Annotated in this window: 29 protein-coding genes; 14 read left to right on the forward strand and 15 right to left on the reverse strand. The window is 63.3% G+C overall.

What is annotated here, in order from left to right:
* The first annotated feature begins 67 nt into the window (after window positions 1–67).
* Together GLS_RS01445 and GLS_RS01450 are read left to right on the forward strand one after the other, a co-directional pair.
* Window positions 68–721, forward strand: coding sequence for an energy transducer TonB (locus GLS_RS01445; RefSeq protein WP_226986603.1), 654 nt, complete (start codon window positions 68–70; stop codon window positions 719–721).
* 107 nt (window positions 722–828) lie between these two features.
* Window positions 829–1,059: a hypothetical protein gene (locus tag GLS_RS01450; RefSeq protein WP_011251853.1), complete on the forward strand. Its 231-nt coding sequence runs from the start codon at window positions 829–831 to the stop codon at window positions 1,057–1,059.
* Between the two features lie 60 nt (window positions 1,060–1,119).
* On the opposite strand, the gene GLS_RS01455 is transcribed toward GLS_RS01450, so the two are convergent.
* Genes GLS_RS01455 through GLS_RS01465 form a run of 3 tightly spaced genes read right to left on the reverse strand, consistent with a single transcriptional unit; the run spans window position 1,120 to window position 5,324 of the window.
* On the reverse strand, window positions 1,120–1,554 hold the full coding sequence (locus tag GLS_RS01455; RefSeq protein WP_011251854.1) for a SufE family protein: 435 nt from the start codon (window positions 1,552–1,554) through the stop codon (window positions 1,120–1,122).
* A gap of 57 nt (window positions 1,555–1,611) precedes the next feature.
* Window positions 1,612–3,549 (reverse strand): ATP-binding response regulator, encoded by a 1,938-nt coding sequence (locus GLS_RS01460; RefSeq protein ID WP_041110718.1) that lies wholly within the window; start codon window positions 3,547–3,549, stop codon window positions 1,612–1,614.
* Window positions 3,546–5,324, reverse strand: coding sequence for an ATP-binding protein (locus GLS_RS01465; protein WP_172491740.1), 1,779 nt, complete (start codon window positions 5,322–5,324; stop codon window positions 3,546–3,548). The genes GLS_RS01460 and GLS_RS01465 overlap by 4 nt, the downstream gene beginning before the upstream one ends.
* Before the next feature lie 158 nt (window positions 5,325–5,482).
* Between GLS_RS01465 and GLS_RS01470 the strand changes: the two genes are divergently transcribed.
* A complete protein-coding gene (locus GLS_RS01470; RefSeq protein WP_011251857.1) occupies window positions 5,483–5,893 on the forward strand; it encodes a hypothetical protein in 411 nt (136 codons plus the stop codon).
* 12 nt (window positions 5,894–5,905) lie between these two features.
* On the opposite strand, the gene GLS_RS01475 is transcribed toward GLS_RS01470, so the two are convergent.
* Window positions 5,906–6,394, reverse strand: coding sequence for a zinc-ribbon domain-containing protein (locus tag GLS_RS01475; RefSeq protein ID WP_041110720.1), 489 nt, complete (start codon window positions 6,392–6,394; stop codon window positions 5,906–5,908).
* 123 nt (window positions 6,395–6,517) lie between these two features.
* Between GLS_RS01475 and GLS_RS01480 the strand changes: the two genes are divergently transcribed.
* The 8 genes from GLS_RS01480 to GLS_RS13220 all read left to right on the forward strand — a co-directional run bounded on the left by GLS_RS01480 (window position 6,518) and on the right by GLS_RS13220 (window position 13,669).
* A complete protein-coding gene (locus GLS_RS01480) occupies window positions 6,518–7,219 on the forward strand; it encodes a cell division ATP-binding protein FtsE (protein ID WP_041110722.1) in 702 nt (233 codons plus the stop codon).
* A complete protein-coding gene (locus GLS_RS01485; protein WP_041110723.1) occupies window positions 7,216–8,124 on the forward strand; it encodes a cell division protein FtsX in 909 nt (302 codons plus the stop codon). The genes GLS_RS01480 and GLS_RS01485 overlap by 4 nt, the downstream gene beginning before the upstream one ends.
* On the forward strand, window positions 8,121–8,714 hold the full coding sequence (locus GLS_RS01490) for a YdcF family protein (RefSeq protein ID WP_041110724.1): 594 nt from the start codon (window positions 8,121–8,123) through the stop codon (window positions 8,712–8,714). Before GLS_RS01485 ends, GLS_RS01490 begins: the two co-directional genes overlap by 4 nt.
* A gap of 45 nt (window positions 8,715–8,759) precedes the next feature.
* On the forward strand, window positions 8,760–9,509 hold the full coding sequence (locus GLS_RS01495; RefSeq protein ID WP_024717215.1) for a lysophospholipid acyltransferase family protein: 750 nt from the start codon (window positions 8,760–8,762) through the stop codon (window positions 9,507–9,509).
* Between the two features lie 249 nt (window positions 9,510–9,758).
* Window positions 9,759–10,823 (forward strand): DUF2125 domain-containing protein, encoded by a 1,065-nt coding sequence (locus GLS_RS01500; protein ID WP_148295875.1) that lies wholly within the window; start codon window positions 9,759–9,761, stop codon window positions 10,821–10,823.
* A 219-nt stretch (window positions 10,824–11,042) separates the two neighbouring features.
* On the forward strand, window positions 11,043–12,470 hold the full coding sequence (locus GLS_RS01505) for a cytochrome ubiquinol oxidase subunit I (RefSeq protein ID WP_041110728.1): 1,428 nt from the start codon (window positions 11,043–11,045) through the stop codon (window positions 12,468–12,470).
* Between the two features lie 5 nt (window positions 12,471–12,475).
* Window positions 12,476–13,501, forward strand: coding sequence for a cytochrome d ubiquinol oxidase subunit II (gene cydB / locus GLS_RS01510; RefSeq protein WP_041110730.1), 1,026 nt, complete (start codon window positions 12,476–12,478; stop codon window positions 13,499–13,501).
* Between the two features lie 18 nt (window positions 13,502–13,519).
* Window positions 13,520–13,669: a DUF2474 domain-containing protein gene (locus tag GLS_RS13220; protein ID WP_098049509.1), complete on the forward strand. Its 150-nt coding sequence runs from the start codon at window positions 13,520–13,522 to the stop codon at window positions 13,667–13,669.
* A gap of 63 nt (window positions 13,670–13,732) precedes the next feature.
* Here the strand turns inward: GLS_RS13220 and gloB are convergent, their stop codons facing one another.
* Window positions 13,733–14,449: a hydroxyacylglutathione hydrolase gene (gloB, locus tag GLS_RS01515; protein ID WP_041110731.1), complete on the reverse strand. Its 717-nt coding sequence runs from the start codon at window positions 14,447–14,449 to the stop codon at window positions 13,733–13,735.
* Between the two features lie 40 nt (window positions 14,450–14,489).
* Here gloB and GLS_RS01520 point away from each other — a divergent pair, with 40 nt between their 5' ends.
* From GLS_RS01520 to GLS_RS01530, 3 genes are all read left to right on the forward strand, one after another.
* Window positions 14,490–15,221, forward strand: a complete 732-nt coding sequence (locus GLS_RS01520; RefSeq protein ID WP_041110732.1) for a methyltransferase — start codon at window positions 14,490–14,492, stop codon at window positions 15,219–15,221.
* Between the two features lie 89 nt (window positions 15,222–15,310).
* Entirely contained in the window at window positions 15,311–15,988 is a 678-nt protein-coding gene (locus tag GLS_RS01525) for a phosphatidylserine decarboxylase (protein ID WP_041110733.1), read from the forward strand.
* 14 nt (window positions 15,989–16,002) lie between these two features.
* The gene (locus GLS_RS01530) at window positions 16,003–16,884 is read left to right on the forward strand and encodes a CDP-alcohol phosphatidyltransferase family protein (protein ID WP_041110735.1); all 882 of its coding nucleotides are present in this window, start codon (window positions 16,003–16,005) and stop codon (window positions 16,882–16,884) included.
* Window positions 16,885–16,956: 72 nt separating this feature from the next.
* On the opposite strand, the gene GLS_RS01535 is transcribed toward GLS_RS01530, so the two are convergent.
* The 10 genes from GLS_RS01535 to GLS_RS01580 form a co-directional block, all read right to left on the reverse strand.
* On the reverse strand, window positions 16,957–17,892 hold the full coding sequence (locus GLS_RS01535; RefSeq protein WP_041110737.1) for an ROK family protein: 936 nt from the start codon (window positions 17,890–17,892) through the stop codon (window positions 16,957–16,959).
* Between the two features lie 165 nt (window positions 17,893–18,057).
* On the reverse strand, window positions 18,058–18,516 hold the full coding sequence (locus GLS_RS01540) for an NADH-quinone oxidoreductase subunit B family protein (RefSeq protein WP_041110738.1): 459 nt from the start codon (window positions 18,514–18,516) through the stop codon (window positions 18,058–18,060).
* 23 nt (window positions 18,517–18,539) lie between these two features.
* Complete coding sequence (locus GLS_RS01545; protein ID WP_193363834.1) at window positions 18,540–19,979, reverse strand: NADH-quinone oxidoreductase subunit D-related protein; 1,440 nt, start codon at window positions 19,977–19,979, stop codon at window positions 18,540–18,542.
* Window positions 19,976–21,064 carry a hypothetical protein gene (locus tag GLS_RS01550; protein ID WP_041110741.1) on the reverse strand — a complete coding sequence of 363 codons (1,089 nt, stop codon included), beginning with the start codon at window positions 21,062–21,064 and terminating at the stop codon, window positions 19,976–19,978. Before GLS_RS01550 ends, GLS_RS01545 begins: the two co-directional genes overlap by 4 nt.
* Window positions 21,064–21,585 (reverse strand): hypothetical protein, encoded by a 522-nt coding sequence (locus tag GLS_RS01555; RefSeq protein ID WP_041110742.1) that lies wholly within the window; start codon window positions 21,583–21,585, stop codon window positions 21,064–21,066. The genes GLS_RS01550 and GLS_RS01555 overlap by 1 nt, the downstream gene beginning before the upstream one ends.
* Window positions 21,582–22,451: a hypothetical protein gene (locus GLS_RS01560; RefSeq protein WP_041110743.1), complete on the reverse strand. Its 870-nt coding sequence runs from the start codon at window positions 22,449–22,451 to the stop codon at window positions 21,582–21,584. Before GLS_RS01560 ends, GLS_RS01555 begins: the two co-directional genes overlap by 4 nt.
* Window positions 22,451–23,656 (reverse strand): hypothetical protein, encoded by a 1,206-nt coding sequence (locus GLS_RS01565; RefSeq protein ID WP_226986604.1) that lies wholly within the window; start codon window positions 23,654–23,656, stop codon window positions 22,451–22,453. The genes GLS_RS01560 and GLS_RS01565 overlap by 1 nt, the downstream gene beginning before the upstream one ends.
* A 159-nt stretch (window positions 23,657–23,815) precedes the next feature.
* On the reverse strand, window positions 23,816–24,661 hold the full coding sequence (locus GLS_RS01570) for an aldo/keto reductase (RefSeq protein ID WP_041110745.1): 846 nt from the start codon (window positions 24,659–24,661) through the stop codon (window positions 23,816–23,818).
* 21 nt (window positions 24,662–24,682) lie between these two features.
* Entirely contained in the window at window positions 24,683–25,807 is a 1,125-nt protein-coding gene (locus GLS_RS01575; RefSeq protein ID WP_041110747.1) for an aromatic ring-hydroxylating oxygenase subunit alpha, read from the reverse strand.
* Between the two features lie 84 nt (window positions 25,808–25,891).
* Window positions 25,892–26,335 carry a DNA polymerase III subunit chi gene (locus tag GLS_RS01580; protein WP_041110749.1) on the reverse strand — a complete coding sequence of 148 codons (444 nt, stop codon included), beginning with the start codon at window positions 26,333–26,335 and terminating at the stop codon, window positions 25,892–25,894.
* Between the last annotated feature and the right edge of the window lie 16 nt (window positions 26,336–26,351).

Consider the following 26,351-nt stretch of genomic DNA (forward strand, 5'->3'; position numbering starts at 1 on the left):
GGCAGACTGGCGGAAGATACAATCGTTACATAGGGTAACAAATTCATTTCCCGATGAGAGACACATCATGAGACGGTCCGTCATCCGCCCGCTTCTGGCCCTGACCCTTTTTCTTGCGGGCGGCAGCCTGTCCGCGCAGGCCGAAGACCATCCTCTCGGCGCGATGCTGGATCCCCATCATCACAGCCCTCTCATCTACCCGCCCGCTGAACTTGAGTTTCACAAAAGCGGAACGGCCCATGTCCGCTGCACCATCAGCGCTGCCGGAATAGCCACCGACTGCCAGTCTTCCGCCTCACAACCGGATTTCGGCCTCGCAGCCGAGCAGATGGCCTACAGCTCGACATTCCTGCCCGCCTACCAGAACAGCGTGGCCGTGCCCGGCACCTGGGAGAAGACCTACACCTTCCATGCCTCGCCCGACCTGACGACGCCGATGCTCGACAAGGCCCATACGCCCCCACCCCATTATCCCGAAGCCGCCGACGCTGCCGGAATTGGCGGTCACATCACTGTCCTCTGTCAGATCGACCCAATGGGCGCCGCGCATGACTGCACCGTCAGTGACGGTCCGCCCATCCTGCAACGCGCTTCGCTCGCCTATTTCAGCCTTGCCAGATACTACCCGGCTCTTAAGGACGGACAGCCCGTCGCGGCACAGTACCGGGGGAACATCACCTGGGACACGACCCATCCCGTGGACCAGCAGGGTTTCCGCTAGTCTCCAGCTACAAGACAGCTTGCACGCCGCTCACAACGTATTGCATTCTTTTCTGAAAGCCGGGACGCGTTCCCCGTAACCCGGCACCGCTCTGGAGATCATATCCCATGCCGTTCCGCCGCCTCTCCGTTGCCGCCCTCGCCGTTCTGGCGCTCGGTACCCAGATGGCCCACGCCAAGCCCTGTCGCGACGACAAGGGCAAGTTCACGAAATGCGAAGCTCCCCAGAAGCCGAAGCCCTGCCGGGACGCAAAAGGGAAGTTCACGAAGTGCCCGACAACCGCCAGCGGCACGACAGCTGCGACCAGCGCCACTCCGTCGGCAAGTCACCCGCAGTAAGATTATAATCTCTGCAATAAAAACCCCCGCCGGCTTTGAGCCTGCGGGGGTTTTTCATTTCTAGTGTGACGCACGCTTCTGAATGGCCTGCGCCATGGCCTCGACCCCGTTGCCACGGTTCGTCGAAAGCGCCTTGACCAGTCCCATGTCATGCAGAAACACAGGGCTTGTTCCCAGAATTTCCGATTTCGGACGGCCGGAATAAACCCTCAGCAGAAGCGCCACGAGCCCCTGGACGATCGCGGCATCCGACGCCCCGGCGAAAAACAGCTTTCCATCCCGTTCGACCGCTTCAAGCCAGACCTGGCTCTGACAGCCCGGAACCCGATGGGCATCATCCTGCCACTCTTCCGGAAATGGCGGCAGCTTGCGTCCCATCTCGATGATGTACTGATACCGCTCCATCCAGTCATCAAACAGACCCAGCTCGGCCTCGATCTCCTCGATAGCCGCAGCGGCCGTGTCCTCCTGGGGAACAAGATAGGCATCACTCACGTGTCACAATCTCCAATTCACAGGCCCAATGCCGCCAGCCGGCGCAGAACCGGCTTCTTATGACGCACCACCGTCAACAGAACGCATGGTTTCGGCAACGGCCCTCTGCAGGCTTTCCTGCGTAAAGGGCTTCGGCAGAAGAAGCCCGTTTCCAGGGGCCGGCATATCATCTGTGTGCCCACTGATAAACAGCACCCTCAATCCGGGTATGGCCTTCAGCAATGCTTCCGCACAGGCCAGACCATCATGATCCGGCATCCTCATATCAATGATCGCAAGCTCGAAGGGGGACGCCGGATCAACACGCTTCAGCGCATCTGCCAGTGAGGCCACAGCCGTCACCTCATGGCCATCCTGGGCCAGAAATCCGGCCGTCACCATCCGGACCGGCGCTTCATCATCCAGCACCAGAACCTTCAGGCGCCGTTCAAGCTTCGCACCCTGAAGCTCCGGCACAGCAACCCGTTCCTGACTGCCCCGCGCCACGGGAAGCAGCAGCGTCATACGCGTCCCCCTGCCCACGACACTGTCAACAACGATTTCGCCATAACTCCGGCTCAGAAAACCATATACGCTGGACAGACCCAACCCGGTCCCACGCCCGACATCCTTGGTCGTAAAGAAGGGATCAAAAATCCTTGCCGCCACCTCCGGCGGCATGCCTTCGCCTTCATCCACGACCTCCAGCGCCACGGCCCGGTCAGGACAGCACTCCGCGGGAAGACCCGTCCGCTTCTGCTCGACGACATGCGCGCTGATCCGCACCGTCCCACCATCCGCCATGGCATCCCGCGCATTCACACACAGGTTCAGGAGCGCCATTTCAAGCTGGTCCGCATCCGACCAGACCAGCGGCAGATCCGGCGGCACGTCTTCCACACACAGCGCGCACGGAGCCGCCGATGCCGGGACACCCCGCTTTTTGAGGCTCTGACGCAGAAGATCCGTCAGCCCCGGCAGCAACTGCCCCAGCGACACAGCCGACAGACGCGCCTCGCGCGGACGTCCGAACTGAAGCAGCCGCCGCGTCAGAACGGCCCCGCGCTGGGCGGAATCTGCTGCATTGCGAAGCAGCGCCAGAGAGGCCTCATCAAACTCCGCGATATCCTCCAGAAGCTCGAGAGACCCTGAAATCGCCGCCAGCAGATTATTGAAATCATGCGCGATACCGCCAGCCAGCGTCCCGAGCGACTGAAGCTTTTCAGCCTGACGCAGCCGTGATTCCATAACGACACGGGACGTCACATCCCGGTCCATGCTGACCTGCCAGGCATCTGCCCTGGAGGCGCCTTCCGGCCAGGCAAGAGCCAGCCGCGTCAGCTCATGCCAGCGCGTGACAGAACGGCCCTCTCCTTCCGTAAGAACTTCTCCGACCAGACGCTCTTCCTGCCCCGAAACGCGCACATCCTCGCGCATGGCCGTGATTTCGGGCCAGAGATTCTCGGGAAAATGGGCCTGCTCGTTCTCGGCCCCGCTTTCGGATTCATCCCGGACATTGCTGCGGATGCACCGCCCGTTCCGGTCCGAAAAGACGAGCCCGATCGGAAGCGCTTCCATCAGCCCCCGCAAAAGCGCCTGCTCCGTCCTCAGGGCACGCTGCGCCAGACAGTGCTGCGTGACTTCCCCGACCAGCGAACGCAGGGCATCCGAATCCCACGGTTTGTGCACATAGGCCTGCACCTGCCCCTGGTTCAGCGCGGAGACGACAGCCTCCAGATCGGCATATCCCGTGAGTAGAATACTGCGGGCATCCGAAAACGCCCGGGCTTGCATCAGCAACTGGTCTCCGGTCAGACCGGGCATCCGCTGATCGGAAATGATGGTCGCGACATCCCTGTGCGCCCGCAGCAGATCCAGCGCCTTCAGCGGGTCCGTGGTGGACAGGATTTCATACTGGTCTTCCAGCAAATCCGTCAGGGCGACGAGGATCTCCTCCTCATCGTCAACCAGCAGGATCAGCGGGCGCGACGGCCCCTTGGCACTCCAGAAAGTCATGCAGCACGACCAGTCGCCACCGGCCCCTCCTCGGTCATGCGAACGGGCAGACTCATCCGGAAACACGCTCCGATCCCGCGCCCGTCCGGCAGATTGGCGTCCGTTACCTCAATCACCCCGTCATGCGCCTCCATGACGCTATAGGCAATGGCCAGCCCCAGACCTGTCCCGGTTCCCACGGGCTTGGTCGTGAAAAACGGATCGAAGATCCGCGTCCGCAGGTCAGGCGGCAGCCCCGGTCCGTCGTCACTCACACTCATTTCGTAGCGCCCGTTTTCCAGACGCGAGGCAATGACGATCCTGCCGCGCACGATATCTCCGTCCGTGGACATGTCCGCCAGCGCATCGGCCGCATTGGAAATGATGTTCATGACAACCTGATTGAGAAACGCTGGCTGACAGACCAGTTCGGCCGGCGCTTGAAGATCCTTCTGCACGATGATCCCCGGCCCCAGCTTGTGCGCCAGAAGAGCCAGCGCCGTTTCCAGCGCTGCCGGAACATCAACCTTCTGGAACGAGCTCTCATCCAGTCGTGAAAACCGCCGCAGGCTCAGCACCAGATTCTGGATCCGCTGCAAACCGAGCTTCATGGACTCCAGCCGCGACATCCCTTTTTTCGTCAGAGACATCGCCTCGTCGGAGGCATTCACACCCTGCAACCGCTTGAGGGTCCGCGTCACCGTATCCGCATGTGCGATCGTAAAGGCCAGCGGGTTGTTGATTTCATGCGCAATGCCCGCCACCAGCTCACCCAGCGACGCCATTTTCGCCGTTTGCACGAGCTTGGACTGCGCCTGGAGAAGCCGCTCGTTCGTCCGCGCCAGCTCCATATTGGCCTGGGCCAGTGCCTCGGCCATTTCCGCCTTGGCGCGCGCGGCTTCAAGCGTCAAGGCATTCTGCTGACGCTCGATTTCCTGCTGACGGAACTCGTCCTGCGCCATCCTCCGCTGCGCCAGCGTCCGGATCCGCATGGCCAGCGCCTCAAGCGCAATATCGCTTGGCACAAGATCATCAATCCCGGCCTCGAAGAACTCACCGGAAGACTGCCTTCGGAAACGCGACGCCTCCACAATGCCCAGCGTCCGAAACGGAATCCCGCCCGCTTCCAGTACCGCCTGCCGACGCGCATCCAGAAGACGGCAGAATTTCAGATCCTCGTCCCCGCTGCCCAGTTCCAACACCAGACAGTCCGGACTGTCCGCCCCACGAAGCCAGCCGCCCTCGATCAGATCATCGGACCGCTCGATGGAGGTGACGGTATGCCCGTCACGCCAGAGCAGTTCTCCCAGAGTGGTTTCGGGGACATCCTCGACAACTTCTTCCTCGTCTTCATCCTCACGCGGAGAATTGACGATCACGATCCGGGCCCGGCGCAAACGGGATGCCTCATCGACCTGAAGGAGTTCCGGCCCTTCCCGCAGCAGAGCCCGCATCCGCAGCACCATGAGATCCGGATGGGCCGACTTGGAAATATAGGCGTCCGCGCCGCTCTCCAGCCCCTCACGCTCCACCCCCGGCGACGCATCCTCCGTCAGCATCAGGATCGGGATGTTCCGGGTCAGCGCATCCAGCCGCAGCCGCCGCGCCAGCTGGCCACCACTCATGCCCGGCAGTTCGGTACAGGCGACCACCAGATCCGGCATGGTCTCCTCGATCGTGCCCAGCGCCTCCTCGCCACTCGTGGCGCAGGTCAGGGCAAACCCCTCCTTGACCAGAACCTGGGCAATCTGCCGGGCATGGTCGCAATCGGGCTCCACAAGGACCACCCGGGGCATGTTGGACGTCACCATAGGCATCTCGAACTCAGGAAAAGGCATGACAGCACGGGAAAGTTTGCATTGGCGTTCTCTTGCAGCTAGTCCGAGGTGAACCATTCGTCCGTTTTCAGGGGCGAAGACTAACTCCCGTTGCCGGACCACTGGAAGCCATATCTATGGACATGCAGCCCCCATCCCATATCACGGACCGCCTTCTGGGCCGCAGCAGCCGCAGCGATTCATCGCTCACCACGTCCTCCATGATCCGGACGGGTATCTGGTCGGTCTGCTATTTCGCCTTCTATCTGGCCCAGCAGATCGCCGAGCTTCTGGCGCCTCTCCTGCTGATTCTGGGAGTAGGCTGGTACATCCTGCCACATATCGTCAACGCGATCACCACGAGCGCCGCCACGGCCGATCCGCAGGCCCGTGACATCATGAACCATGTTGCCGGGACTCTCCCGAACCATCTGCAGATCGGTTCTCACCTCATCACGCCGGGCTCCCTGATTTTCGACGGTATCCTGCTCATGGCCATCGCCGCGATCGGAGCCACGGTCTCGGCCCTCGCCGCCCGCAACATGTAAAATGCGCAGGGGTCAGGAGAAATGCCCGGCCCCAGGCAGAAACCCGAAAACGCCAGCGCCCTTGCAATACCACAGCGCGGCAACCCCGCCCCCCGCCAGAACCAGACTGGCGCCCCAAGCTGCAATCCAGGCTCCGGTAGACCCGATCATCGACGGACCAGCCGTATCTGCGGGCGCCTGTACCTCTCCGGCCGAGCGCGAATGCAGAACCGCGGAACGGCGGGCATTGCTGCGGCTGGCCATGGCCCCGGTCGCCCGGAACGCCCCTTCTGTTCCGGAAACCGGCGACTCCGCAACGACAGGCGCAGCCTCCTCTTCCGGGACCTCGAAAACTTCAGGCGTGGCGACAGCCCCCTCGGACGCCTCCTCCGGTTTCGAAGCTGCAGGCGCGCCCAGCTCCCAGCTGTCTCCGCAGTTGGCGCAGCGCAGACGCTTGACCCCTTTTGCCAACGCCTCCGGGACCTCAAAGACTGCATGACAGTGGGGGCATTCAATGCGCATTCAATCAATCCCTTCGACAGCCGGCTCCGATCCGGCCTAGCCTGATCCGTGTGCTTGCCTGTTATGACGAAATGATCGTTATTAAATGGTTAATAGATTGGCCGCCTTTTCAATGAAAGCCTCATGATCCGCCTCCTGAATGTCTCGATGATGCCCCCCGACGTGGGACAGCCCGTTCTGCGGAATCTGACGCTCACCGTCCCGCAGGGGGAGTTCCGCTGGCTGCTCGGCCCCTCCGGAGCCGGCAAATCGAGTCTGCTGCGCCTCCTGACGCTCGAAACACGTCCCTCGGCCGGTCAGATGGACCTGCTTGGCGTATCCGTCAGTCAGGCCAGCCGGGCCACGCTACGGAACCTGCGGCGAAGGATCGGGTTTGTTCCCCAGGACTATCGCCTGATCGGGGAATGGACTGTGTTCGACAATGTGGCTCTCCCGCTGAGACTGCGCGGCGCCTCCGAACGCGACACCAGACGTGAGGCCTTCGCCGTTCTGGAATGGCTGGACGTCGCGCATCTCGCTGACAAGCGCCCCGGAACCCTTTCCGGCGGTGAACAGCAGCGCGCCGCCATTGCCCGCGCCTTGATCGGCCGTCCGGAAGTCCTGCTGGCCGACGAACCCACCAACGCCCTCGAGGACGCTCAGGCCCGTCGCCTGCTGGCCACGTTTCAGGAACTGGTGGAAATGGGCACGACCGTCATCGTCGCCACCCATAATGAAGCGCTGGTTCGCGAAGCTCCGGCCGCGTCCATCGTCCTTCAGGACGGCACACTCTCGGGGGCCGATCCTCAGGACGGAATCGCCGCACGCGGGAGCAACAGAGCATGAGCGCGCCTGTCTCCCCCGGCCTGCGCTCCGGCAGCCTGCCGCTTCTGGTCGCACTCATGACCCTGCTGGCCGGGCTCTCGCTCGCCGGGCTGACAGGCGTTCAAACCCTGGCCGAAGGCTGGGCCGGTGCTGCACGCAACGCCACTACGATCGAGATCCCGTCCGACACGCCCCAGCTTGAAGACCGCACCCGCACGCTCATCCAGACGCTCCATAAAACGCCCGATGTCACCACCGTCCGGGAACTTTCCCCGCAGCAGGTACAGACCCTTCTCGCCCCCTGGCTCGGACAGGTCTCGGACAGCGGGCATCTCCCCGGCCTTTCCCTGCCCGTCGTTCTGATCGTCGCCCATACCGGAACACCTGATCTGGGCAAGGTCGTCCATGAAGCCCTGCCGGAAGCCGTCGTGGAAGAGGACCGCCGCTGGGGAGAGCGCCTCAACGGTCTGGGGAGCAGCCTCGTCGCCTGCGCCTGGCTTGCGGTCAGTCTTATCGCTGCCATCGCGGTCCTGTCGGTTGGCATGACCGTCCGCCGCTCCGTAATGGCCCAGCGCAAGGCCGTCGAGATCGTCCATTTCCTCGGTGCCGGAGATGTGACGATCTCCAGTCGCATTGCTAGCAGGGCCGCCCTTCTGAGCCTCGCCGGCGGCCTCGCCGGACTGTTCTTCCTGAGCCCGGTCATCACCATGCTCGCGCGGAAACTGGCACCCTTCTCACATGATGCAGGGCCGGCCGCACTGCCTGCGACCACATGGCAGACCATGCTGGCCAGCTGGTGGAACACCCTGCATGTCCTGCCCCGTCTCCTTCTCGAAGAGCTTGGCGCCCTGCCTCTGATTGCCGCCTGCCTGGGCTGGCTCACCGCACAGACCGTCGTGCTCGTTTGGCTCCGGCGGCTGCCATGAAGCGACTGTTCCTGACATCTCTGGCTCTGGGCGGGCTCTGGCTGGCGGGATTCGCATGGTTCATTCAGGACGCGAGCAAGGCTTCCGTCACGGCCCCCGTCTGCGACGGCATCGTCGCCCTGACCGGCGGAGAACAGCGCGTCGATACGGGCATCACGCTTCTGCGGGGCGGATACGGGCACCTGCTCCTGATCTCGGGGGTCGGCCCGCATGTCACGCTGCAGCACATCCTGCATCTCCAGCAGGAGTCCCTGTCCTCCCCCTTGGCAGAACGCATCACGCTCGGCCGACGCGCCACCAGCACGATCGGTAACGCCCACGAAACCGCCCAGTGGGCCCGTGACAATCACCTCCACCGCCTTCTGGTCGTCACAGCCGGCTACCATATCCGCCGGGCGGTTCTCGAAATCCATCGCGTGGCTCCGGATCTGGCTCTCGTCCCCTATCCGGTCGTGCCCCTCGCCCTTCAGGCGCCCCTTTCCCGCCGGACCCTGTTCCTGATGTTCCGCGAGTACAACAAGTTCCTCGGCGCGGAAATCTGCATCCTCACCGGCCTTCCGGATGGCCGGGAAGGACTAGACGGCGCCTGACAGCCCTTGTGTCCGGACCGCTTTTCTGGTGTGCAGAACAGCATGATGAGCATTCTGCGCGGCGTCCTTTTCAATCTCTATCTTTTCTGGATCACCCTGTTCATGGGCCTCGGAACCATTCCGATCCGCCTGATGAAAAACCAGGATCTGGCCCTGTCCTACGCGAAGCTCTGGGCACGGGCCGTCCTGGCCGGCTTCACCCGGATCTGCTCGGTCCGCATCGAAGTCACGGGGCGTGAGAACCTGCCTCCCGGTCCGCTGCTGATCGCCTCGCAGCACCAGTCCTTCTTCGACGGCTTCATCTGGATGACCCTCGTTGACCGGCCCGACTACATCATCAAGTCCGAACTGACCCGTATTCCCGTCGTCGGCCCGATGCTGCTCCTGACCGGCATGATCGCCATCGACAGGAAGGCCGGATCGAAAGCCCTGCGCAACATGATGCGGGACACCAAGGCGGCCCATGCCGATGATCGCCAGATCATCATTTTCCCCGAAGGCACCCGTACCCTTCCCGGAGAGCGCCACCCGATCCAGCCCGGCATCGTCGCCCTGGCACGACAGACAGACGTTCCCATCGTGCCCGTCGCCACCGATTCAGGCCTGTTCTGGGACCGCAATGCGTGGCTCAAACGTCCGGGAACCCTGCACGTCGTCATCGGCCAACCTCTGCCGCCCCAGCAGGAGCGCAAGGCCTTCACACAGGCTCTGGAGAGCGCGTGGGATGAACTGTGCACAACCCATACCCTTCCCCGCGATCCTGTGGATAACTCTGTGGACCCGGAAAACGCATGACCGGACTGCAAAAAACTGAAATCTTTCAGGACTATTCCAGACCCGACGTGTTCCTGACGTCCCACCTCTGACAGAATCTTCGTATCTCTTGGTTTTCTGCCATTTTCAGCGTTTCACACTTCCAGAAGCTCCACTTAAGATCACACGTTCGTGAGCGCTTTCCAACGTTTTGGAGCTTCTTTCAATGGCTGGGGATAAAACAGATGGGACTTGACCAATCCCGCAGCCACACCTGAAAAGACATGCTCAATGGCTCGTCCATTCTTTACTGTGCGTTACGGCCGATCTGCTCTGGTATTGATTGCCGTCCTCGCAATATCCACGGCGCTGGATACAGTCTTCTGGCTCCGCACAGTCCACAGGCTGGACGCCACGGCCCGAACCGCCCTCACCGCCGCGCACGAAAATGGCTGGAGGGTTGAGACGACTCCGCTGCACAAGGGCGGCTGGCCCTTCGGGGCCTGGGTGGAACTTGACCGCCTGAACGGCACACACCCTGCCTCGGCGGCGTCGCCTTATGATGCGGGATGGGCCGGCGAGAAAATCCGTCTGGGCGGATCATGGCTCTCCCTGCTCCAGGCAGGGCTTCCACTCTCCCTGACAGGACATCAAGCCACCCGCCTCGTCGTAAATGACAATGTTCTGACCATGCTGGCTTCCGGCGTGCAGATCCGCTTCCGCAATCCGGAAAACCTGGTCTTTTCGGCGCCCCGGCTTCAACTGGCTTTCTCCGGCAGATGGCCGAACAGACAGTTCTCCACCCAAACCCTGTCCGGACGCCTCATCCGTTTTCCCGCTGCCAGCCCGGACGCCACACGCCTCGGCCTCATCGCGCATGCCGCCACAGTCAATGGCTTTCCGCTGCCCTACGGCCTCTTCAGCGACCTGCGCAACGCACGCCTGGCAATCGCCCTGACAGCATCGCAGTCATCGCAGGGACTTTCGCTGCTCGACCCCACCTCCTACGGACGCCTCATTCTGCAGGATGCCTCAGCCACTCCTGTCCCGGCCTCTCCAGACAACCGGATCACCCTGACAGGCGCCCTCGCCCTGCCGGAACAGAACGGCACGCTCACCCTCACCATGACCCACTGGCAGGAACTGGCTTCCCGTCTGCTCGATCGTCCGGAAATAGAGTCGCATCTCGCTCCCGACCTTCAGGCCGCGCTGCAGAAACTGCTGCAGAAAGCATCCAGCATCCCGGCCATAAAGGAGCGCCCCTTTTCGCTCTCCATGCCCGTCGTCAATGGCCAGATCCTCCCGGATGCGCAGGCGGTTTCAGCACTTGTCAGCCAGGGTTTCAGAACCCCCTGAACGCCCGGAAAAATCCCGGATGCCGCATTGATTTTTGTCAAAATCATGTCCGGAGTATCAAACTTTTTCTGGCAAAATACGTTTAGAGGGTTCAAAAGACGGCAACACGCGAAGAGATCACAACTTCGTTACCCTGTTGTGCGTGCGTGAGGCCCCCGGGGAGCCGACATCCTTCCTGCCGGTCTCTGCGTTTCGCCATCTACCCAGAAGGCAATCGACATGTTTGGCTTGTCGGCTCTATTCTTGGCGCGTTTCCAGTTCGCGTTTACGGTCGGGTTCCACATCGTGTTCCCGGCATTCTCGATCGGTCTCGCAGCCTATCTCGCAGTCCTCGAAGGCCTGTGGCTCAAAACGGGTCGCAGCGCCTATCTCGACCTTTTCAAATACTGGCTGAAAGTTTTCTCCGTCGTCTTCGGCATGGGCGTGGTCTCCGGCCTCGTCATGTCCTACGAGTTCGGAACCAACTGGTCGTCGTTCTCCCAGAAAGCCGGTCCGATCCTCGGTCCGATGCTGGCCTACGAGGTCATGACGGCCTTCTTCCTGGAAGCCGGCTTCCTCGGCGTCATGATGTTCGGCCTCAACCGCGTCGGCAAAGGCCTGCACTTCGCAGCCACCTGCATGGTCTCGATCGGCACGCTGATCTCCATGAGCTGGATCCTGTCGTCCAATTCCTGGATGCAGACCCCGCGCGGCTACCGCATCGACGAGGCCACCGGTCGCTTCCTGCCGGTTGACTGGTGGCAGATCGTCTTCAACCCCTCCTTCCCGTACCGCATCGTGCACATGGGCCTCGCAGCCTTCCTGTGCGTGGCGTTCATCGTCGCGGGCGTTGCCGGATGGCATCTGCTCAAGGCCCGTCGTGAAGGCCGTCAGGCGTCCGAACAGGTCCGCCTGATGTTCTCCATGGCCATGTGGATGGCTGCCATCGTCTCCCCGATCCAGGTTCTGGCCGGCGATACGCAGGGCCTGAACACGCTGGAATACCAGCCGGCCAAGATCGCAGCCCTCGAAGGCGACTGGGAGTCCGAAAGCCGTGCGCCCGAGCTTCTGTTCGGTATTCCGGACATGAAGAACGAGACGACGCATTTCAAGATCGCCATCCCCTATCTGGGTTCGCTGATCCTGACGCACAGCCTCGATGGCAAGGTGCCGGGCCTGAAGGACTATCCAAAAGAAGACCGCCCCTACTCCCCGCTGCTGTTCTTCTCCTTCCGCATCATGATCGCACTTGGCATGCTGATGGTGCTGGTCGGACTGTGGTCGCTGTATCTGCGCTGGAAGGGCAAGCTTTACGATACGCCGCTTCTGCACCGTATCGCGCTGTTCATGTCGCCTGCGGGCTTCCTGGCCCTGCTCTGCGGCTGGATCACGACTGAAGTCGGCCGTCAGCCCTTCACGGTCTATGGCCTGCTGCGGACCTCCGACAGCGTCTCGCCGATCGCCCTGCCGAACATCGCGACGTCGATGATCGCTTTTGTCATCGTCTATTTCATCGTGTTCACGGGCGGCATCACCATCCTGCTGCGGACCTTCGCCGAAGAGCCCCATCCGGATCAGCATGGCCCGGCCGAAGATCAGCCCCAGCGCGCTGCGGGTACAACACAGGTCTCCCATCAGCCCCAGCCTGACGCTGGCATGGCGGAGTAAGAACCATGACAGAAACAGCCGGCTTCTGGCTCCCGGTGGTCTGGGCGCTGCTCGCAGCAACAGCCATCTTCCTCTATATCTGCCTCGATGGCTTCGACCTCGGGATCGGCATCCTCTTCCTCAAGGAAAAGGACCACGATCACCGCAACCTCATGGTCAACACCGTCGCCCCTGTCTGGGACGGCAACGAGACCTGGATGATCTTCGGTGGCGCCGCGCTCTACGGCGTCTTCCCCGTGGCTTACGGCACGATCCTTCCGGCGCTCTACCTGCCGGTCCTGTTCATGCTGCTGGCCCTGATCCTGCGTGGCGTGTCCTTCGAGTTCCGCTTCAAGTCGGAATCGCCCATGAGCCAGTTCTTCTGGGACACGGCCTTCTGCGGCGGCTCCTTCGTGGCGGCCTTCATGCAGGGCGTCATCCTCGGAACGCTCGTCCAGGGCATCAAGGTCGAGAACAACGTGTTCGTCGGGTCCAGCTTCGACTGGCTCTCCCCGTTCGCCCTGTTCTGTGGCCTTGCCGTGGTCATCGGTTACGCGCTTCTCGGCGCAACCTGGCTCCTGTGGCGCTGTGAGGGTGAACTGCACGACACGATGCGCAGGGTTTCCTTCGGTCTCGGCGCGCTGATGCTGATCACGATCGCACTGGTCTCCATCTGGACGCCCATGCTGCACACCACCTATATGCAGCACTGGCTCGCCATGCCGCAGTTTGCCCTGGTCGCTCCGGTGCCCGTCGCTGTCATCGTGCTGACGGGCGTCCTGTTCATGGGACTGCGCAACCCGCGCTCGCACCTGCTGCCGTTCGTCGCAACGCTGGGCCTGTTCTTCCTGTGCTTCAGCGGCCTTGGCATCAATGTGTGGCCCTACATCGTGCCCCCGACCATCACCATCTGGCAGGCTTCCTCTCCGCCGGAGAGCCAGACCTTCCTGCTGGTCGGCACGATGTTCCTGCTGCCGCTGATCCTCTCCTACACGGCCTATTCGTACTACGTGTTCCGCGGAAAGATGTCCGCCGGACATCACTACCACTGAGAACAGGGAGGCCGGCCCATGCGGATCGAATACGGACAGCCCGAACAGAAACCGGGTTTCCTGAACTGGATGAAACGTGTGGGCTGGTTCGTGGCGATTTGGGCCGGCGGCGTTGTCGTCGTCGGCCTCGGCGCCGAACTGCTCAAGAAGATCATCTTCGGTTGGTAACGGCCTGACGATCCTTCACAAGGAAAGCCCCGCCTCTTTCGAGCGGGGCTTTTTTTTGTGCCTTCAGAACGTATCCTTTTCCCTGCGCAGCCGCGCAAACGTCGCGACATCCGGCGCCAGCAGGAAAGGATTGGTCCTGCGCTCCACACCCAAGCTGACCGGGAGCGTCGGCCGCCCTGCTTCCAGCAACCGCTCGACTTCCCCGGCCCGAGCCTTCAAAGCCGCATTGTCCGGATCGACATGCAGCGCGAAAGCCAGATTGGAGCGGGTATATTCATGCCCCGCACAGACAAGCGTCTGGTCCGGCAGGCTGTCATAGCGATGCAGACTGTCGAACAGCTCCTGCGCCGTCCCTTCCAGCAGCCGCCCGCATCCCAGGCTGAATAGCACATCCCCGCAGAACAGCGCCGGAACCTCGGGCACGACATACGACACATGCCCTACCGCATGGCCCGGCGTGGACAGAACCCGGATCTGCGCGCTGCCCAGCGAGAAGCTGTCCCCGTCCTCGACGTCGTGATCCAGCCGGGGCAGCCATTCCCTTTTCTGCCGCGGTCCATACACCTTCGCGCCATAGCGCTCCCGCAGCGCATCCGTCCCTGCTGTATGATCGGCATGATGATGGGTCAGCAGGATCATGTCGAGCCGCCCTTCCCCGATTTCGTCCATGATCGGCCCCGCTTCACCGGGGTCCACGACGGCGCGCTGCCCCTCCGTCGCGGTCAGCAGCCAAGCATAATTGTCGGAGAGAACCGGAATCGGCTTGATATCGAGTGGCATGACTGTTCCCCTTGGAGTGTCCTGCTGATGAGGTAGCTGCATGCTGACGTCCCTGGCCCGCATCCGTTCCGATGATGCCGCCACTTTCTATGAAAGCCGACAGGGCCAGCGTACGGCGCTGCTTCTCAACGACCGCCTGCAGAGCATCATGCCCCCCATGCGCGGCCGAAGGATCCTCGGGATAGGCTATACAGCCCCCTATCTTCCGGAAAGTGCGGAATTCGCCGTTTCGGGCCGCCTCCTGCACCCACAGACGCAGCGAACCACCCGAAGCCAGACCCGGAACATCCCCTGGGCGGACTGCATCGTCAGCAGCGGACGCCTGCCCTTCGACGACCTCTCGATGAACGCCGTCCTCGTGGTCCACGGCCTCGAATTCACCCGTTTCGCTCCGGATTTCCTCCGCGCCATCTGGCGCACTCTCAGCGATGACGGCGTCCTGACGCTGGTCGTTCCCAACCGCTCCGGCTACTGGGCCCACACGGATGCCACACCCTTTGGCCACGGCATCCCCTACAGCAGCGGCCAGCTGACGCGCCTGCTCGATCAGGCCCTGTTCCGGATCGAACATCATTCCAGCGCCCTGATGACCCCACCCGCCGCGCTGTCAGTCACGCAGGGCCGCCTGATGGAACGGGCAGGCCGCACACTACGCCTGCCTTGCGGCGGAGTGCATGTCGTCACGGCCCGCAAGAACGTCTATGCAGGAACGCCCCTGATCGACGAAAAACTGTGCGTCCCGCTCCCCCGACAGGTGGCCGAGCCCGCCTGAAGGCGGCGGAAGCAGAAAACCTGCCCGAAAAACGCCTTCTTTGTGGCGAATTCTTGACCCTCCCGCCGTGTGCCGTAAGAGTGCGTTCCATGTCGCTGATCCAGTCCCTCAAGCTTGTCCTGTCGCCGCCGCATCGCGCCGCGACTCCCTTCCTCCTCGCGGGTTCGCTCGTCGGGCTGCTCGGACGGGCCACGCCCTGGCGTCCCACGCGCCTGCTGGGCAATGCGGGCATCGCCTTTACGGCGTTCTGCCTCTACTTCTTCCGCGACCCCAAGCGCGTCCCGCCGCCGCGCGCCGATCTGGTTCTGGCCTCCGCTGATGGCCGCGTGACCTCGGTCGCGCTCGTCACCCCACCTGCCGCTCTGGAAATGGGCCACACCCCGGTCTGGCGCGTCTCGACGTTCCTGTCCGTGCTGAACGTCCACATCAACCGCATGCCAGCGGCCGGTGAAGTGACGAAGATCGCCTATCACGCCGGCAAGTTCCTCAATGCCAGCCTCGACAAGGCCTCCGAGCATAACGAGCGCAACGAACTGCGTCTGACGCTGCCGGACGGTCGCAACATCGGCGTTGTCCAGATCGCCGGGCTGATCGCCCGCCGCATCCTGTGTTTCGTCGAGGAAGGCGACCGCGTGGAAGCCGGCGAGCGTTTCGGACTGATCCGCTTCGGCTCCCGCACCGATGTCTATCTGCCGCCCGGCGTTGAACCTCTGGTTGTGGAAGGGCAGACCATGGTTGGTGGCGAAACTGTCCTGGCGAAGCTCTGAGCCAGACGCCTTTCATGACCACACCGCCAACGGTTGAACCCATCCGCCCCGCCAAAAGACGCCGCATCCGACGCAGGCTCCGACGCATGGGGCGCAATCCCCGCACCCGCGTGCGGGGGCCGTCGTTCAACCGCCTCATCCCCAACATCATGACGATGCTCGGCCTCTGCGCTGGGCTCAGCGGCATGCGGTTTGCGCTCGAACACCAGTTCGAGCCCGCGGCCGTGGCCCTGCTGATCGCCGCCTGTATCGACGGCCTGGACGGGCGGATCGCCCGCCTGCTCAAGGGCGCCACCCGCTTCGGCGCGGAATTCGACAGCCTGTCGGACTTCGTGTGCTTCGGTGTGGCACCATCCTTCGTGCTGCTGATGTGGTCGCTCGAACATGCCGGCCGCTACGCGTTCGTCCCCTGCATCCTGTTCACGGTCTGCATGGCGCTGCGTCTCGCCCGCTTCAATGCGAGCCTCGATGACGACGACAAGCCGGAATATTCCTACAGCTTCTTCACGGGTGTTCCCGCCCCTGCCGGAGCTGGACTGGTCCTGTTCCCGGTTTTTCTGGGCCTTGAAGCCGACCGCCTTCATGCCGAGGGACTGGCTGCCTTCGCCCGTCTGCCCATCGTCTCGGCCGTCTGCCTGATCTTCACGGGCCTGCTTCTGGTCTCGACCCTGCCGGTCTGGTCCTTCAAGAACTTCAAGGTCCCGGCGCGCTACGTTCTGCCCCTGATGCTGGGAACCGGCCTCTACGCCGCCCTTATGGTCGCGGACCCCTGGGGCGCTCTTGCGGGAGCCGGACTGCTCTATATTGCGATCCTGCCCTTCTCCCGCCGCTCCTATCACCGCCTGAAACAGGCGGCGGAAGAAATGTCGGAAACGGTGGAAGAAGAGCCCGCCTGAACCAAAACGAACCAACAAAAAAGGCCGCCCGGTCATCCGGGCGGCCTTTTTCATATCCAGTGCGCGACGGACTTATTCCGTCACGTCCCACAGCCATGCCGCACCACGCACGCCGGAGCTGTCACCATGCTTGTTGCGCACGATCGGCGTCGTGCAGACCGGCGTGATGACATGCTTGGCCAGAAGCGGCGGCACGCGCTCATACAGCGTATGCAGGTTGGACACGCCACCACCGAGGACGATCACATCCGGGTCAAGGAAGTTGATGACCATCGCGCAGGCCCGGGCGAAACGCTCGGTATAACGGCCCAAAGCTGCGATGGCAGCCTGATCGCCATTGGCAGCCGCATCCTCGATCCCGGCCGTATTGCGATGCCCCGGACCTTTCCAGTCTGCCGCCAGCGCCGGACCGCACAGATAGCGCTCCATGCAGCCCTTGTTGCCACAGAAGCACTCACGCGCGGGCATATCTTCTTCCGTCGGCCAGGGCAGAGGCAGATGCCCCCACTCGCCCGCAATATGATGACGGCCTTCAAGGACGCGGCCGTTATTGACGATGCCCGCACCCATGCCCGTGCCGATGATGACACCAAAGACCGTCAGCATGCCCTTGGCCGCACCATCAGCCGCCTCGGACAGGGCAAAACAGTTCGCGTCATTTTCCGTCCGGACCGGACGCGCCAGCGCGGATTCCAGATCATGACCGAAAGGCTGGTTGTTCAGCCAGGTCGCATTGGCGTTCTTGATCAGCCCGGTCTCAGGGGAGATCGATCCCGGAATGCCGATGCCCAGCGTGGACGTATGCTGCCCCGCCGATACACGGTGGCTCGGCACCGCACCCAGACGGCGGTCCACATCCGTCACCAGATCACGAATGGCCAGAACGGCTTCATTATAGATACCGGGATTGGGAATGCGTTCACGCAGGACGAGATCGCCCGAACGGTTCAGAACGGCAATTTCGATCTTCGTGCCACCAAGATCAATTCCAAGGCGATAATCAGCCATCTCTAGCCCTGTGCTCTATACGGTGACCTGAAAGACAGGCGACCGAACCTCATGGAAAACGCATCCAGTGCGTCCATCTGCTTTAACGCGAAACCGTGTCACGGCAAGCCGTCGGGGGACAAAACTTCGTTGTTTCAGGAAAATTCCCACGCCCGGCCAAACCGTTCAGACCTGCGCCAGTTCCTGCAAGGCCCGCAGAATATCGTCCGGCGACGGCGGACATCCCGCAATCGAACGCCGCACCAGCGTCAGCGCCTCCAGCCCCCCCAGCATCGCATAACCGGCCGGAAAAGGCCCGCCATCCACCGCGCAGGCGCCCACAGCAATCAGGCTCCGGCCCGGCGGCATCGCCCGCCACACCCGGTCCACCATTTCGGCGCAGACCCGCGTCACCGCCCCGGTCAGCAGCAGCCAGTCCGCATCCGCCGGATCGCTCACACAGACAAAACCCGCCTGCTCCAGCGCGAACGCACTGCCATTGAGGGACTCGATCTCCATGAAGCATCCCTCACAACCACCGGTCTCAAGGACATACAGCCCGATCGGCCGCTCCCGGCGCGGAACTTCTCCTTCCACGAACGCCCGCCCGCGCGTTGCATCCATGAAAGCGTAAAGCAGGCTCAAAGGCCCCGTCCGTTGCACAGTCTTCACAGCGCAATCCCCGCCGGTGAAATCCCGATCGAGCCCAGAGCAGCCGGCACCCGGCTGACGGGATAGCCCCGCAGCATCGCGCCCAGAACCGGCAGAAGCGATACGCCCGGGTCCCGCACATGCAGGCTCTCGATCCGCCCGTCTTTCAAGCGCACCCAGTACCACACGTCTCCGCGCGCGCCCTCGGCCACGCCAATGCCCTCATCCGTCCGATCCGGCGCGGGCTCGTCGTCTTCCAGACCGATACTCCCCAGAATCCGCTCCAGCAGCTTCAGGGAGTCGCGGATTTCCGCAAGCCGCAGCCCTTCACGCGCCCGGGCATCGCCCTGACTCGATCCTGTCGCCCGCAACGCCTCCAGCCGCATCCCGGCCTCCCGCCGCCGCATGTCCATGCTGCGACCGCTCGCACGCCCGGTCACGCCGCCCACGGCAAAACGCTCGGCCAGCCGCACATCCAGAACCGCAAACCCGTCCAGACGCGGTGCAAAAACCCGGTGAAGCTCTTCCAGCGCCGCAAGACGCGGCTGCATCGCCGCATGAACGGCCTGAGCCAGCGGCACGATCTCGAGCCCATCCCGAAACCCGTCACAGGCCACCATATCCATCAGACGGCGCGAAACGCCCTGCTCCGCACAGGCCCGCGCGATGGCTTCCCGCGCATGATCGCAATGCGTCGCGAGCAGCTCCGCATCCACGCCCCGCGCCGTCCGGGCCATGTCGAACAGATGGAGCGACATCCGCTCGATCTCCAGCAGCACCATCCAGACATCCCGGATCCCGGGCCCCGGAACCAGTCCGCGCGCCTGCGCCACAGCACGCGCAAAAGCCAGCGGATGCGCCACGAACCCACCTGCCGTCATCCGCGACACCAGCGGCATGGCCTCTTCCGGCGTCTGTCCCAGCAGGCGCGACACGACCCCGCGATGCGCGCCGCCCGCACAGACCTCCACACTCCGGACCTTGCCCTTCAGAACCTCGAAGGAGAGTTCCAGCGGTCCGCTCAGCCCCGTCTGCTCGGGACGCAGCAGATGGCTTCCCGCCAGCGGCCGCAATCCTCCCGCCGCCGGCCCCGGACGGGACGACAGCGGCCAGGTGGACGTCCAGCCGCCCTCATCCAGCGCCGGTGCTCCGTTCCCGCGGGCATCCATCGCTTCCACGCCGTAGAGGTCATACGCCACGCGCTCACCCCACTCGGCCCCCGCAAAACGCGAGGACGGCGCAAGATAACGCCGCTCTTCCACTGCCGTACTCGCCAGAAGCGGACGATCCCCCTCCAGCAGGAGCACATAGGCACGGGCATCATCCGCCCAGCAGGATATCAGCGGCAGCGTCGCACCCGGCGCGGACAGCATCGCGCTCCACTGTTCGGCATCGAGATGATAATGCGACAGAGCAACCCGCTCGCCGCTGCGGATGATCCGACCCATCCCCATCATGGCCGCCATCCCGTCACCGGATGCCAGGCCAGAAACAGCGGACCACACAGCCCACCCAGCAGCAGAACCGCCTGCATCACGGCCACCATGCCCCGCTCTCCCCGCGCAAACGCCGGCAGAAGCGTCCTGTGCCGCACAGACCACAGAGCAGGCAGCAGACACACCACCAGCAGAACAAGCTGCCCGGTTTCAAGCGAACGCCCGATCCCGACAAGCGCACAGAACACCGGCCAGGGCGCGACTCCGGCCGCGATCCCGTCCTCGCCCTCTGCGCCGCGCAGGTCCAGAACCGCAAGCCCGAGCGCCGCAAGTAGCAGCAGCACCAGCGCCGTGCCCTCACCGGTCGCAGCCGCCAGGGCCCCGAAGGCAGACAGCATCGGCAGCGACATGCTCCGGCCCGAAGAACGTGACGAGACGAGCATGATGATCGTCCCGAACCCCGCAATCAGCATCAGCAGATGAACCAGCGGATACGCACTCAGCCGGAACATCAGCATGAGCGCCGAAAACCGCAGCCCCGTATCCAGAAGTGCTGCCTCAGGCGCCGGAGCCGGCGAAGGCCCAAGCCCCGCCACCATGCACAGCCCCACCGTCAGCAGCACCGCACCAAGCGACGACTGCTGCATCGGCAGAAGCGACGCCCCCAGAAGCCCCAGCACCACACCGCCCAGCCGGCTGCGCGCCATATCCCAGACAACAAGCGCCTTGCGCGGCCCACGCCCTTCGCGCCAGGCCAGCAGAACCGTTCCCGCGCCACACAGGACCGTCACGGCAAAAGCCGAGTGAATGTTCAGCGCCAGAAGCGCACAGCCCGTGACCAGAAACGGCAGGATCCGCCCGGTCCGGTCCTGAGCCTGCGGCAGAAGCAGCGGAATGGCCGTCACGATACACGAGCACGCTGCCGCCAGCGCATCCGTTCCCGGCATGAGCCAGACAGCCAGCGGCGTAATGACGAGCCCCGCCACAGCGAAGGTCAGACTGCTGGCGGACTGGCGGTTTTCCGGCGTCAGAAGAAGCAGGAATGCCGCCAGAAGCGGCCACACCGTCACCGCAAACAGCGTTCCAACAGGAGCAAGCGGATGCATCAGACGTCCTCCACCCTGCGCCACGCCAGACGCGGCAGAAGCGTCACGCCGAGCGCCGCCAGAACGCCCCACAGGCTCAGCGCCGCCGCAAAAAGCGGCCATGAATGCAGCACGCAGGCCACGACAACCAGCCCATCCGCGGCCCTTAGAAGCCCCGTGAACTGAACCAGCGGCGTCCCCCACGCAGCACCGCAAAGACCAGCCAAAACCGCTCCGGCCCCCAGAACAGGCGCGAGACCCAGCCCCGCACCGGACAGTCCGAGCGCGAGCAGCAGCACAAGCGTCCCGACAACCGGCAGAACAGCCGCACGGTCCGGCGCTTCAGGCGCAAACCGCCGCAGCCAGGCCCAGGCCAGTACATTCAGCCCGACCAGAGCCGCGGACGTCAGCAGCGCCATCAGCCCCGAACAGACCGTCGCTCCCGCAAAGGCACAGACCGCCCCGTAAAGCGGCAGCCCGCGCCCGTCCTTGCCCAGCCCAGCAAGCGCCAGAAGCAGCAGTAATCCAAATCCGACGATCATGTGCCGAACCTCCCCGCCAGAGCCAGAAGAAGCGCCACACCCGCAAACAGCGCCGTCAGCCGTGCGCTCCGTTCCTGCGCCATCAGACGCAGCCCGACCGCCACAGCCACGGTCAGCGCCAGCCGTCCGCCCAGCGCCAGCAGCCCGAGCCACCAGCCCTGCACACCACCCTGCGCCAGACCGACACTCACCGGCAGCGCCAGGTCCCCCAGCAGCAACAGCCAGCCACAGTTCAGCACATCGGCAATACTACGCGCGGCCTCACGTTCATGCCGGTCCCGCAGTCCGGACAGCATCTGCGTCACATCATCCGAGCGCAAAGGCGGACAGGCAATTCCCAGTGCCAGCGCACAGGCCGCAAGCGCACCCTCCAGGCCCGGTTCCGGCTCGATATGCAGCATCGCGCACAGACCAGACAGCCCGTCCGTTCCCGGCGCGGCCAGGGCAATCAGGGCCTCGGTCAGACACAGGAGCAGCACCGCAGGCACCAGACGCGCTGCCTCACCCGGCACCAGGCCCGGCCCCAGAAATCCGCGCCCCAGCAGCACGACCAGTCCGATAACAAGCGGATCAGCCAGCGACGACAGCACCGATCCCGTCGTAACCGCCGGCAGACACACAAGCGTCAGCACACCCGCCGTCAGCGCCAGCGCCGGACGCCCGCCCAGCGGCACCTGAACCAGCGATCTCCAGAAACGAGCCGTCTGCAACAGACGGAACCGCACTGTCCCGACCGAGCGTCCCGCCAGCCAGAACGGCAGACTGTCCAGACACCAGCCCATTACGGACGCCAGAACGAGCAGCAGCCCGAGCTGAAACAGCGATTCCAGCACGGACATCAGGATCAGCCCGATCTCATGCCCCATCACGCCATCACTCCCAGCACCGCCAGAACGAGACCTAGAAGCACAAGCCAGAGCCCCACCGCGCCCTGACGCAGATCGGGAAGAACAGGAGCCTTCATGCCTTGGAGCACTCTGAGACGACGACGCCCCGCCACAATAACGCAGCGCATTTTCCATCCCAGAGACGGCGCTTCCTCAAACAGGCCGTTCCCGACCGAAAGCAGGTTTCCCAGTGCGGGAAGAAGCGTGGAGGCCGTCTGCACGATCCCTCCGACAATCCGCCATGGACGCACCAGCACACACCACAGAACCGCCCCCGTCAGTACGAAAGCCGGCAACCGCAGAGAGGCACCATCGCCGCCGCCCATACGCCAGACAGGCCAGACCCACTCTCCACCCACGAAATGCAGGACCGGACTGACCATTCCGAACACCAGAGCGGGCAGCAGCAGACTTCCAGCCCCCACCAACAGGACGGAAACGCCCGAGACACGTCCCTGCCACGCACGGAACAGCCGCCCCACGACAAGAATATCCGACAGACCCAGCAGGCCGAGCAGCAGGGCAACCGCCACCCCAAGCACGCTCCACCCCTCAACGCCCGCCGCCATACCAAGCGCAGCATGAATCCCGAGCCACAGGACAACCAGCCCCGGCAAGGACGGAAACGGCAGCCGCAACACCGACAGCACCGGAAACACGCGTCCCAGTGCGGCCGTCAGAACCAGCAGTGACAGATCGAGAAGTGTGGCTTCCAGTGCAATCCGGGCACAGACCGCAAGGCCTTCCGCCTGCGCCGCCACGACCAGAACCATCAGAAGAACAGGCCGCAAAAGCCCCAGATCTCCCGGACGGCAGGCCCCGAGAACAGACCGGCCCAGCAGCCCGATCACAGCGGCCCCAAGCCCCGCAACGAGTTCTGCTGAAACCGCCGTCGGCGCATGCCAGACCAGCGATACGCCCAGAATACCCATCACGGCGGAAAATGCCCCGCCCTCCTGCCCCCCGTCAGGCCGGCGCACCAGCGCGGACCAGAACAGGACCGGCAGCACTGCCAGCACAACGAATGTCTGGGCAGGAAACAGCACGGACAACAGCAGAGCCGGAACGCTCCAGACTGCCGGACAGGCCTCCCGGTCCTGCGCCGCAATCACGCCCAGCGCGACAGCCTGAACGGCTGGCGACAGGCCCAGAACCGCAGCCAGAGCCGCCACACAGAGAACCATGGCTCTCCCTGCCTGCCCCGGCTGCATCGCCTGCACACAGGCAGGAACGACCAGAAACGCCAGGCAGAGAGAAACCGGATCAACGTGGAAAAGGGAGGCGAAAATATGCAGGGCGCGGTCCGGACAAGAGGTGGAAACGGACCGCAATCATCACGACCGTCAGATCATGGCGAGAGATACCTTGCGTTTCGGCGGAGGGAAAGCACTGTCCAGCGTTTTGAGATCCGCATCCGTCAGACTGATCTCCAGACTGGCCAGATTTCCGGCAACATGCTTCGGAGAACCCGCCTTCGGAATGGCCATCACATTCGGCCGGCGCAGCACCCAAGCCAGCGCGATCTGTGCCGGATCAGCAGGCCCCTGCGACGTCTCATGCCGCGACGCGACGTCTTTAAGGGCCGGATGTTCCAGAAGCTCCCCGCCCTGTCCGAGCGGCGAATACGCCATCGTGACCGTGTCGGTGCTCAGATCATGATCCAGAAGATCGAATTCTGTCCCACGATGCTCAAGATTATACAGAACCTGATTGACCAGACAGTTTCCGGACAGGCTTTCAATTTCTTCCATGTCATCGACATCAAAGTTCGAAACACCCCAGCCCCGGATCAGCCCGTCATCCTTCAGATCCTCGAACGCGCGGATCGTCTCCTCAAGCGGCGTACCCCCGCGCCAGTGCAGCAGGTACAGATCAAGCCAGTCCGTATCGAGATGCTTCAGTGAACGCCGGCACGCCTTGCGCACCCCATCATACGACGCATTGGACGGCACGACCTTGCTGACAAGATAAACGTCATCGCGCACATCCGCGATGGCTTCCCCCACCAGTTCTTCCGACCGGCCGTTGCCATACATCTCGGCAGTATCAACAACCCGCAGTCCGGCCTCCAGCCCCTGACGCAGGCTCTCGATCTCGTCAGAACGCCGCGCGGCACTGTCGCCGATATTCCAGGTTCCCATGCCCAGCGCGGGAACCGTGACACCATTCCTGAGTGTGACTGTTTTCATGACCGTTTCCTGTCTGTGTCTTCAGACAACGACAGGATCAGCCGGCTGTTCCCTCGAAACTTCAGTCTGCGCCACCGTATCCGTCCCCGGCGCGACACCGTTCTGCGCCAGAAGATCCCGCAGTTTGCGCACGATCGGGAAGACCTCGACGTTATGATCGCCGCCCAGTTCGCGCCAGGCGTTCTGCTCCAGTTCCATGATTTCGCGGTCTTCTTCAAATATCCGGTGCGTGAAGATACCCAGCGCAGGCCAGATCATGTCGATCAGGAACGGCGTCTTGGGCCGCAGCACCGACAGCAGGCCGAAGCACTGCGTACTCATGCCATCCGCCGTATTCGGCACATAAACGCTGAACAGTTCCATGATCAGATCGCCGTCCTTGTCATGGATTTTCAGGCTCTGATACGGATAGGTCGTGCGGATGCTGACGATTTCCTCGACCGGCTGCTCCCGGTTCGGATCATCATGATGCTTGCCGAAGATCAGACGTTCCGCCAGCGGCTGCTGGTTTCCCGTCCGCGCGAAGCTGTAGCGCGCCTCGATGAAGTTATCGCCCGCGTCCTGCCCCAGAAAACGCGCCCTGATCTGCCCCATCTGGCGGCGGTGCAGGAACTGATGGTTCATGTCCATCAGGTTCTCATGCATGAACGTGTAGTGGCACTTCACGACCGGGCTGAAACGCCGCGTCTTGAACGCCGGATTGTCCACCTGGGCCAGAGGCGGCAGCGGCACGCTCTCCGCTTTTTCCGCATCGCCGGGGAAAATGAAGATCATCCCGCCCGCCTCACGACAGGGATACGTCTTCACACCATTCGGCAGCTTGCCCTTGCCCAGATACGGCACATCAATGCACCGCCCGGACCGGCCATAAGCCCAGCCGTGATAGCAGCACTGCACTGCCTCACCGCTGACCTTCCCCAGACTGAGCGGAACCTGACGGTGCGCACAACGGTCTTCGAGCGCAAAGACACTTCCTTCTTCAGGCCGCACCAGAGCAATGGGAAAGCGCCCGAACCGTCGCCCGATCGTCTTGCCGCGCTTGAGATCCTTCGACCAGGCCAGCGGATACCAGAAGTCGGGATTGATATCGACGCGGCGAAGATCAGTTTTCAAAGGCGCGGGGGAAGAATTCGTGGGCTCTGGCACAGTCAGGCGTCCTCTCCAGTGGAATGAACGGCACCCCGGTTACGGAGCGTCTTCCATCAAGGGTCTCAGACACAATTTGAAACCTTACCCCGCCTTTTTCCAGCCCCGCTCTTCCTGTTTCCAGTACACGAGATTGTGACCGGAAGATTTCATCGCGACCCAGCGTTCTCTTGCCCGCTGAACGGATTGCGGATTTCCGCCATCGAACAGATCGAAAATCCGCGTAAAGGGCGCGAACTCATCGCTTCCCGCGCCATCCACGCGGAAGAGAAACCGCGCCTCGTTCGGCACGTCCTCGCCCTCGGTCAGCCAGATCGGCTGCCGGGCCGCATGGCCGCTCTTTGCAGTGCCATGCGGCAGCCAGACCGGGTCCCGGCACGCCCATAGCGCCGCATCCAGCGCCATGACCGCAGCCGCATCGGGACAGCGCACGACCGCACGCTCCCCCGCATCCAGCGTCCGGCCCAGCAAGGCCGGAAGCGCTTCTTCAAGCGGCGTGCGCGTCAGATGATAGAACCCGACATCCACGGCGTGATTCCGCTCC

Source organism: Gluconobacter oxydans DSM 3504 (genome assembly GCF_000583855.1).
Lineage (GTDB): Bacteria > Pseudomonadota > Alphaproteobacteria > Acetobacterales > Acetobacteraceae > Gluconobacter > Gluconobacter oxydans.

Bases quoted from the DNA above. Each gene is read 5' to 3' on its own strand.
- GLS_RS01445 (WP_226986603.1), top strand. From the start codon at position 68: ATGAGACGGTCCGTCATCCGCCCGCTTCTGGCCCTGACCCTTTTTCTT.
- GLS_RS01450 (WP_011251853.1), top strand. From the start codon at position 829: ATGCCGTTCCGCCGCCTCTCCGTTGCCGCCCTCGCCGTTCTGGCGCTC.
- GLS_RS01460 (WP_041110718.1), bottom strand. From the start codon at position 3,549: ATGACTTTCTGGAGTGCCAAGGGGCCGTCGCGCCCGCTGATCCTGCTG.
- GLS_RS01465 (WP_172491740.1), bottom strand. From the start codon at position 5,324: ATGCCCCGGGTGGTCCTTGTGGAGCCCGATTGCGACCATGCCCGGCAG.
- GLS_RS01470 (WP_011251857.1), top strand. From the start codon at position 5,483: ATGGACATGCAGCCCCCATCCCATATCACGGACCGCCTTCTGGGCCGC.
- GLS_RS01475 (WP_041110720.1), bottom strand. From the start codon at position 6,394: ATGCGCATTGAATGCCCCCACTGTCATGCAGTCTTTGAGGTCCCGGAG.
- GLS_RS01480 (WP_041110722.1), top strand. From the start codon at position 6,518: ATGATCCGCCTCCTGAATGTCTCGATGATGCCCCCCGACGTGGGACAG.
- GLS_RS01485 (WP_041110723.1), top strand. From the start codon at position 7,216: ATGAGCGCGCCTGTCTCCCCCGGCCTGCGCTCCGGCAGCCTGCCGCTT.
- GLS_RS01490 (WP_041110724.1), top strand. From the start codon at position 8,121: ATGAAGCGACTGTTCCTGACATCTCTGGCTCTGGGCGGGCTCTGGCTG.
- GLS_RS01495 (WP_024717215.1), top strand. From the start codon at position 8,760: ATGAGCATTCTGCGCGGCGTCCTTTTCAATCTCTATCTTTTCTGGATC.
- GLS_RS01500 (WP_148295875.1), top strand. From the start codon at position 9,759: ATGGCTCGTCCATTCTTTACTGTGCGTTACGGCCGATCTGCTCTGGTA.
- GLS_RS01505 (WP_041110728.1), top strand. From the start codon at position 11,043: ATGTTTGGCTTGTCGGCTCTATTCTTGGCGCGTTTCCAGTTCGCGTTT.
- cydB (WP_041110730.1), top strand. From the start codon at position 12,476: ATGACAGAAACAGCCGGCTTCTGGCTCCCGGTGGTCTGGGCGCTGCTC.
- GLS_RS13220 (WP_098049509.1), top strand. From the start codon at position 13,520: ATGCGGATCGAATACGGACAGCCCGAACAGAAACCGGGTTTCCTGAAC.
- gloB (WP_041110731.1), bottom strand. From the start codon at position 14,449: ATGCCACTCGATATCAAGCCGATTCCGGTTCTCTCCGACAATTATGCT.
- GLS_RS01520 (WP_041110732.1), top strand. From the start codon at position 14,490: ATGCTGACGTCCCTGGCCCGCATCCGTTCCGATGATGCCGCCACTTTC.
- GLS_RS01525 (WP_041110733.1), top strand. From the start codon at position 15,311: ATGTCGCTGATCCAGTCCCTCAAGCTTGTCCTGTCGCCGCCGCATCGC.
- GLS_RS01530 (WP_041110735.1), top strand. From the start codon at position 16,003: ATGACCACACCGCCAACGGTTGAACCCATCCGCCCCGCCAAAAGACGC.
- GLS_RS01535 (WP_041110737.1), bottom strand. From the start codon at position 17,892: ATGGCTGATTATCGCCTTGGAATTGATCTTGGTGGCACGAAGATCGAA.
- GLS_RS01545 (WP_193363834.1), bottom strand. From the start codon at position 19,979: ATGATGGGGATGGGTCGGATCATCCGCAGCGGCGAGCGGGTTGCTCTG.
- GLS_RS01550 (WP_041110741.1), bottom strand. From the start codon at position 21,064: ATGCATCCGCTTGCTCCTGTTGGAACGCTGTTTGCGGTGACGGTGTGG.
- GLS_RS01555 (WP_041110742.1), bottom strand. From the start codon at position 21,585: ATGATCGTCGGATTTGGATTACTGCTGCTTCTGGCGCTTGCTGGGCTG.
- GLS_RS01560 (WP_041110743.1), bottom strand. From the start codon at position 22,451: ATGGGGCATGAGATCGGGCTGATCCTGATGTCCGTGCTGGAATCGCTG.
- GLS_RS01565 (WP_226986604.1), bottom strand. From the start codon at position 23,656: ATGGTTCTCTGTGTGGCGGCTCTGGCTGCGGTTCTGGGCCTGTCGCCA.
- GLS_RS01570 (WP_041110745.1), bottom strand. From the start codon at position 24,661: ATGAAAACAGTCACACTCAGGAATGGTGTCACGGTTCCCGCGCTGGGC.